2 protein-coding genes are annotated in these 7,379 nt (G+C 26.2%); both read right to left on the reverse strand.

Going from position 1 to position 7,379, the window contains the following annotated elements; all coding sequences use genetic code 11:
* Window positions 1–73: 73 nt before the first annotated feature.
* Window positions 74–5,812: a non-ribosomal peptide synthetase gene (locus B2W91_RS19990; protein WP_291584153.1), complete on the reverse strand. Its 5,739-nt coding sequence runs from the start codon at window positions 5,810–5,812 to the stop codon at window positions 74–76.
* 49 nt (window positions 5,813–5,861) lie between these two features.
* The coding region (locus B2W91_RS19995) for a condensation domain-containing protein (RefSeq protein ID WP_291584155.1) at window positions 5,862–7,379 on the reverse strand (1,518 nt) is incomplete at its 5' end.

Genomic DNA, 7,379 nt, shown 5'->3' on the forward strand with positions numbered 1-7,379 from the left:
AAATTAATAAATTTAAATATAAAGTTGCTGATATATTCAAATACCAGCAACTTATAGAATCTATTTAATTACTTTAAAATTTAAATTCTGTTTTAAATTGAATCTCTTTTTCATCACTTAATTTGTTTTGAGAAATTATTTCTCCTATTTTTCTATTATCTTCTACAATCATATAATCTATAGTTTTAATAAAGTATCCTATATATTTTTTTATAGTATCCTCATTAAACACTGAGGATAAAACCATAATTGAGCACTCTTCAGTTGTCACATCTACATTAAAGTCAAAGCTAGTAGTAGGTCTTCCGATTGTATTTAATTTTAATTTAGAATTAAATTCTGTTGATATACTTACATCTTTTATATTATTCATTTGGCTCAAATTATGAAAATTTGTAAAATTAAACATTGTATCAGCTATAGGGTTTTCTGTGTTGGACTTTTCACCAATAATTTTCAAAATACCTAGTAATGAAACTTTATCATGTTTTTTTAATTCTAAAAATTTATTATCTACTATATTTAACATTTCTAATAATCTTACTTCATCCGAGATTTTTGTTCTCACAGGAACCATATTTATAAAACATCCAAGTACAAATTCACTATCTTCTACAGTAGCTCTATTATGAGATAAATTTGCTACCACAATATCATCTTCATCAAACATCCACTTTATCATACATACATATGCAGTAAAGCAAATATTTTTTACTGTGGTACCATACTTCTTGGCTATGTTTTTTAGCTTTTTAAGCTTGTTTTTATCTATTATCTCAATATACTGATTAACCTTATTCTTTACTTCACAAGTTCTAGATAATAACGAAAAATCTAACTTTTTATATCCTTTTAGTTCATTAATCCAAAACTTAATATTATCTTCCTTACCCTCCTCTAATATCTGTTCCATAACTGCATCCTTATAACTTGCATTTATTTCTTTAAAAGTATATTTATTGTTTATATTTAAGTTAGAATAGGTTTCAAACAATTCAGGAATAAAGATACTTAAACTCCATCCATCAAATATTGACTGATTAAATGATATCCAAAAAGCACATTTGTCTTCACTAATAGAAAATACTCTAATCCTCCAAAGTGGTGCTTTTTTAGTATCAAATGGTTTCTTCCTATCTTCATTTAATAAATTTTGTATATATTTTTGTTGCTCTTGTTCGTTTATATTTAAGATATTTTCATATTTAAAGTCTTTATTTATACTTGTACTAATTATTTTCATTGGCTTTTTATAGTCTTCAACATTAAAACTAGTTCTTAAATTTTCATGTTTTTTTACCATCAAATCTAATGCTTTTTCAAAAATTATAGAATCAAATTCACTAATATCTAGTACTACAACTAGTTGATTATGATTCACCGCATGTCCTGTTTTTTCTGCCTCAACTTTATTCATAAGTGAATAATAAACCATTCCTTTTTCAACATCACTCATTGGATATATATCTTCCACATTATTCATTGAATTATCTTTCATTAAAATATTATTTTTGATATTTTCAAACTGCGACTGTATTGCCTTTAATTTATTTACCTTTTCATATGACTCAGTAGTTTCAATTTTCTTTGCAAGTTTTTCAATTGTTGAATTTTCAAATAAATCTACAATTTCTAATCTTATATTAAATTTTTTATTAATTAAACTAATAACTTTAATAGCTCTTATTGAATCTCCTCCATAGCTAAAAAAATCATCAGTCATACTTATATTTTTAACACTTAAGACTTTTTGCCATATATATACGATTTCTTCTTCTAGATTATTTCTCGCTGCTACAAGCACCTTTTCCTGTTCTAATTCATGTCCTATAAGTAAACTTCTATTTATTTTTCTGTTAGGCGTAAGCGGTAACTTATCTAATTTAATAAAATATCTTGGTATCATATAACGTGGTAATTTAGCTGATAAGTATTTCTGCAATTCCGCTTCTGTTACATTTGTATTAGTCGTAATATATGCACATAAGAACTTTCCATTATTATCATTGCTTTTCAAAACAACAACGGCATTATCTACCTTATTATGTTCATTTAATGTAGCCTCTATTTCTTGAACTTCTATTCTTAACCCATTAATTTTAATTTGATAATCTAATCTACCAAAAAACTCAATATTACCATCAGGTAGCCACCTTGCAATATCTCCAGTTTTATACATTTTTTGATCTTCTTTATGGCTAAACGGATCATGAACAAATTTTGTTTTAGTTAAAGACTCTTTATTTATATATCCTCTGCCAACTGACTCCCCCGAAATAAATAATTCTCCCATTACACCTATAGGTTGTACTTCCATTTTATTATTTAAAATATAAAGTTTTGTATTAGGAAGAGGTTTTCCTATTGGTAATGTCTGTGATTCAATTATAGTGCCACTATCTACTTTATAAAATGTTGCATCTACACCACATTCAGTCACACCATAAGAATTAATTAACTTAATCTTATTGTCAAAATTATCATTAAGGTTTTGAAAATCATTTTTATTACATAAATCTGATCCAACAACAACTACTTTTAATGTATTTAAACTTATATCCTGTTCTTTTACATACTTCATAAAAGGAAGAATTATAGAAGGGGTTGACTCCATTACTGTTACCTTACTATCTTCAATTATTCTACATAGTACTTCAAAATCACCCAATGCAGTTTTAGGACATATAATTAGATTTCCTCCAGTTACTAAGGTTCTTGAAATATCTGCCACTGATACATCAAAAGAAAAATTTACTGTGCATAACGTATTAACTTCTATTTCATTTAATCCGTACTCCTTTATCCATCCATAAATTGAATTAATTAAATTTCTATGCTCATTCATAGCCCCCTTTGGCTCACCTGTTGTTCCTGATGTATACATTACATAAGCTAAATCATTGGGACTATTTATGCAATCAATATTTTTACATTGTCCGCAGAATATATCATCATTAATATTTATAAGTTGTACATTTTCTTTATTAAATGTAAATTTTTCTTTAATCTCATCAGAAGTTATTACAATATCTGATTCACTATTTTTCAGGAAATAATCTATTCTTTCTTGGGGACAATCTGTATCAATTACATGATATGCTCCACCAGCTTTTAATATTGCAATCATACTTATAATAGCATTTATTGATCTAGGTAATATTATAGTTACAATAACTTCTGGCTTTACTCCTTTTTCTCTTAAAATTACTGCCAGTTGATTTGCTTTACTATTTAGTTCATCATAAGTTATTTGTGTTCCATTATCCGTTATAGCGATTTTATATCTATACTTTTCAACTGCATCTTCAAATAATTGGCTAATGGTTTTGTAATGTTTATAATCAACAATATTAGAATTAAACTCCTCTAATATTTTGGATTTTTCTTCACTTGAAATAAAATGGCCGTCTTCTATCAATGATTCTTGTAAAGTGCTATTTAATTTATTGGTTGTTTTAATGTTGCTATTTTTTATTATATCTTCTATTAAAACACTCTTCATTTCATTATTTTCATTTATAGGATTAGGTAGCACTTTTCTGTCTATCTTTCCATTTGCTGATACAGGGAACTTGTCCATACGAACAAAATATGCTGGAATCATATAATTGACCAAATATTCAGATAAATGCTCTGTTAATAAAGATGACTCTATTGTTTCTTCTGCAATATAATATGCACATAAATATTTATTACCATTATCATCAACCCTGTCCATTACCACTACGTCTTTAATATCACTATATTTTTGTAAAACGTTCTCAATTTCTTTAAGTTCTATTCTAAATCCCCGTATTTTAACTTGATAGTCTTCTCTTCCAAAAAACTCTATTGTTCCATCCTCATTCCATTTACCTATATCACCAGTTTTATACAATCTTGTTTCTCCATCTAATGAGAACAAATCTTCACAAAAAACTTTTTCTGTTCGTTCTAAATCATTTAAATACCCTCTTCCAACTACTATTCCTGACACACAAATTTCACCTTTAACACCTACATTACATAATTTCATATTCTTATCTAATATATGAACAAAGGTATTTGCTAACGGCTTACCTATAGATATATTTTTTTTCTTAGGCCATTTATCCATTATATAATGTGTTATATCATCAGATGCTTCTGTTGGACCATAACAATTTACCATTTTGATATTAGGGTACTTATTAAACCACTCTTTAACTAAGTTACTTTTAAGTTCTTCACCAGTTACCAGTATATATTTTAAGTTTAATAAATCTACTTTATTTATATTTAAATAATCTATTAAAACAGATAAGTATGACGGTACAACTTCTAGTATAGATATATTATCCTTAATTATGTTCACTAAAAAACTTTCTAAATTTAAAATTACATCATTAGGATAAATTACGGCTTTTCCGCCAACAACAATCCCAGTGAAAAATTGCCATACAGATATATCAAAACTTTGAGATGCATTTTGTGCTATAATATCTTCTTCATTTATCTTCAAATCGTTAATCTTATTGTAAATATGATTCATCATTCCTGCATGCTCTATCATAGCTCCTTTAGGATCCCCAGTAGAACCAGAGGTATATATTATATATGCCAAATCATTAAGATTTGTCTTTATATTTAAGTTGGCATCATCTTTACTCCCCATATCCACTTCACATAAATCCAATTTTATAATTTTACCTTTATAATTAGTTTCTAATTCTTCATTAATAAAATCTGATGTAGTAACCAATACTTTTGTATTTGAGTTATTTAAAATTGAAAGCAGTTTTTGTGTTGGATTTTCTTTATTTAATGGGATATATGCTCCACCCAATTTCCATATGGCTAAAATACTTTCAACCATTAAATGAGAACGATTTAATAAAATAGCAACTGTCTTATCTTTACTAATTTTATCTTTAGGTAAGGTTCTTGCCATTTGATTAGCTCTTTTATTTAATTCTGCGTAAGTAATTTCCAGGTCTCCATATTGAAATGCAACCTTTTTAGGAATAGATTTCGCATGTTCCTCTACAAATTCATGAATAGATTTACATATATTAAAATCTATTTTTTTATTAAATTCATATAATAATTTATTCTTATCCTTTTGTGGAATTATCTCTATATCTTTTACTAATAAATTAGTATTAGAAATAATATGTTCACACATAGTTAGAAACATCTCGAAAATTCTTTCTATTGTTTTTTTATTGTATACACATTCATTATATTGCAAATCAAGCTCTATATTTGATATATTATGATTAAATGTAAACTTAAGGTTAGATTCAATGCCATCCACATACTCTTTTTCATGTATATTTTCTAAAAGAACCAATATATCATCTAATTTGCAATGATTATTCTTAAACTTATCCAATATAATATCAATAGGATAATTGACATTTTGGTTTGCTTCAATTATATTTTTTCTAACATGAAAAACAACATCTTTAAAAGCCATACTATCCTGAATCTTATTCCTAAGAATTACTATAGTATTTATAAAATCTGCTTTAACTTCTTGTTTATAAATTGGCGTAGCAATTGTAACATCATCATTACCCGTACACCTCTTAATTAAAATAGAAATTATAGAAACTAAAATCATATGCAGCTTATAGTCTGATCCATTACTCATAACTATAAATTTATTAAAAATTTCATCAGTAAGATAATATTTTTTTTGTTTTAAAATATTATCTTGAGTATTTACTTCATCACAATCATAAATAAAATTTTGTAGTCCCTTAATATCTTTTAACTTTTCATTCCAAAATTCTTCTTCTTTTGCATGCTCAGATGCAATTATCATAGATTCCTTCTTTTTAATACCCATTGTATTCTCTTCCTCCTTTATAACATTCTATAGTATTTATTTAAGTAGTTCAAAATATAAATTCTTCATCTAATTCTTTAGCATTTACTATCACTTTTACATATTCCACTTCTTTCTGAAAAGTAATATCTTTCATTACAATATCTAAATTTTCAATTGCTTTTTCTAAAATATAAAGATACCTCTCACTCATTTTCTTTATTGTCTCATCCATAAATAACGATATCAAATATTCAAAATTCAATACTATTTTATTTTTTTCTTCATATGCATTTAAAAATAAATCAAATTGCATGGAATTTTCTTCATAATTAAGTATTTCTACATCCAAATCGTCAAATTTCAAATCAATATTATCTATATTTTGAAAAGCAAACGCTATATCAAAAATAGGGTTTCTTATTAAAGATGATTTTACTCCCAATTCTCTTACCAACTCATCAAATTGATATGTTTGGTTATCTAATGACCTTAAACTATCATAATTTACCTCTTGTAAAAGTGTCCTAAAAGTATAATTCTCAAAAATACTATTTTTAAATGTTATCATATTAATAAACATTCCCACTACATTATATAAATCTGAATGTACTCTACCACTTACTGGTGATCCAATGATTATCTTTGGCTCCTTTGTATATTTCCAAATTAAAATATTATATACTGTTAATAAAATTGAATTTATTGTAGTGTGTGTTTTTATTGATATTTGCTTCAATTTTCTTGTTAATTCTTCTGAAATAATAACTTGCTGGATTTTCCCTTTAGAATTTCCTCTCTCCGTTCGTGGGTAATCTATGAGTTTATCTCCAATAGAACTTAAGTCTTCATCCTTAAGTTTACTTATCCAATATTCCTTTTCCTTTAAGTACTTAGATGTTTCTTGAAACTTCCTTTCCCATTCAGAATAATCTTTATACTGAATTTTAATATCTGAAAGTTGCTTATTGTTGTATAACAACATAAATTCGCTTAATATTATTCTCATTGAAAAACCATCTGAAATAATATGGTGAATATCAAAACAAAGTATATGTTTTAATTTATTTATCCTCATTACTGCTACCCTTATTAAAGGAGCTTTGTTCAAAATAAATGGTCTAACAAACTTATCAATTTCATCCATTAATTCTCTTTCATTAACTTCATAATGCTCTAAGCTAAACATAAACTCTTCATTAATTATTTGAACTACTTCTCCATCTATTACTTCAAAATGTGTTCTAAGAATCTCATGCCTACTGATTATTTCTTTTAGTATTTCTTCAACTTTATTGATATTAAGTTCCCCTAATAGAGAAAATACAATTGGGATATTATAACTTTTATTTTCCCTATTAATACAATTATTAATATACATCCTCTTTTGGGCTGATGATGCTGCATACATATATTTTTTCTCTACCTTTGAAATAGGCTTATATTCACTTTCATTTAGACTTTCTATATATTCTGCCAATCTCTTGATAGTATAATTTTCAAACAATTTAGTTAGAGAAACATTTGCCCCTACTTCTTTATAAATTTTGCCAACTACTATTGTTGCCTTTAATGAATGTCCTCCTAA

Origin of the sequence: Clostridium sp. UBA6640, assembly GCF_002455975.1 — a bacterium.
Lineage (GTDB): Bacteria > Bacillota > Clostridia > Clostridiales > Clostridiaceae > Clostridium_J.

What these genes read in the sequence shown, in the direction of transcription:
- B2W91_RS19990 (WP_291584153.1), bottom strand. Translation starts at nt 5,812, where the DNA reads ATGGGTATTAAAAAGAAGGAATCTATGATAATTGCATCTGAGCATGCA.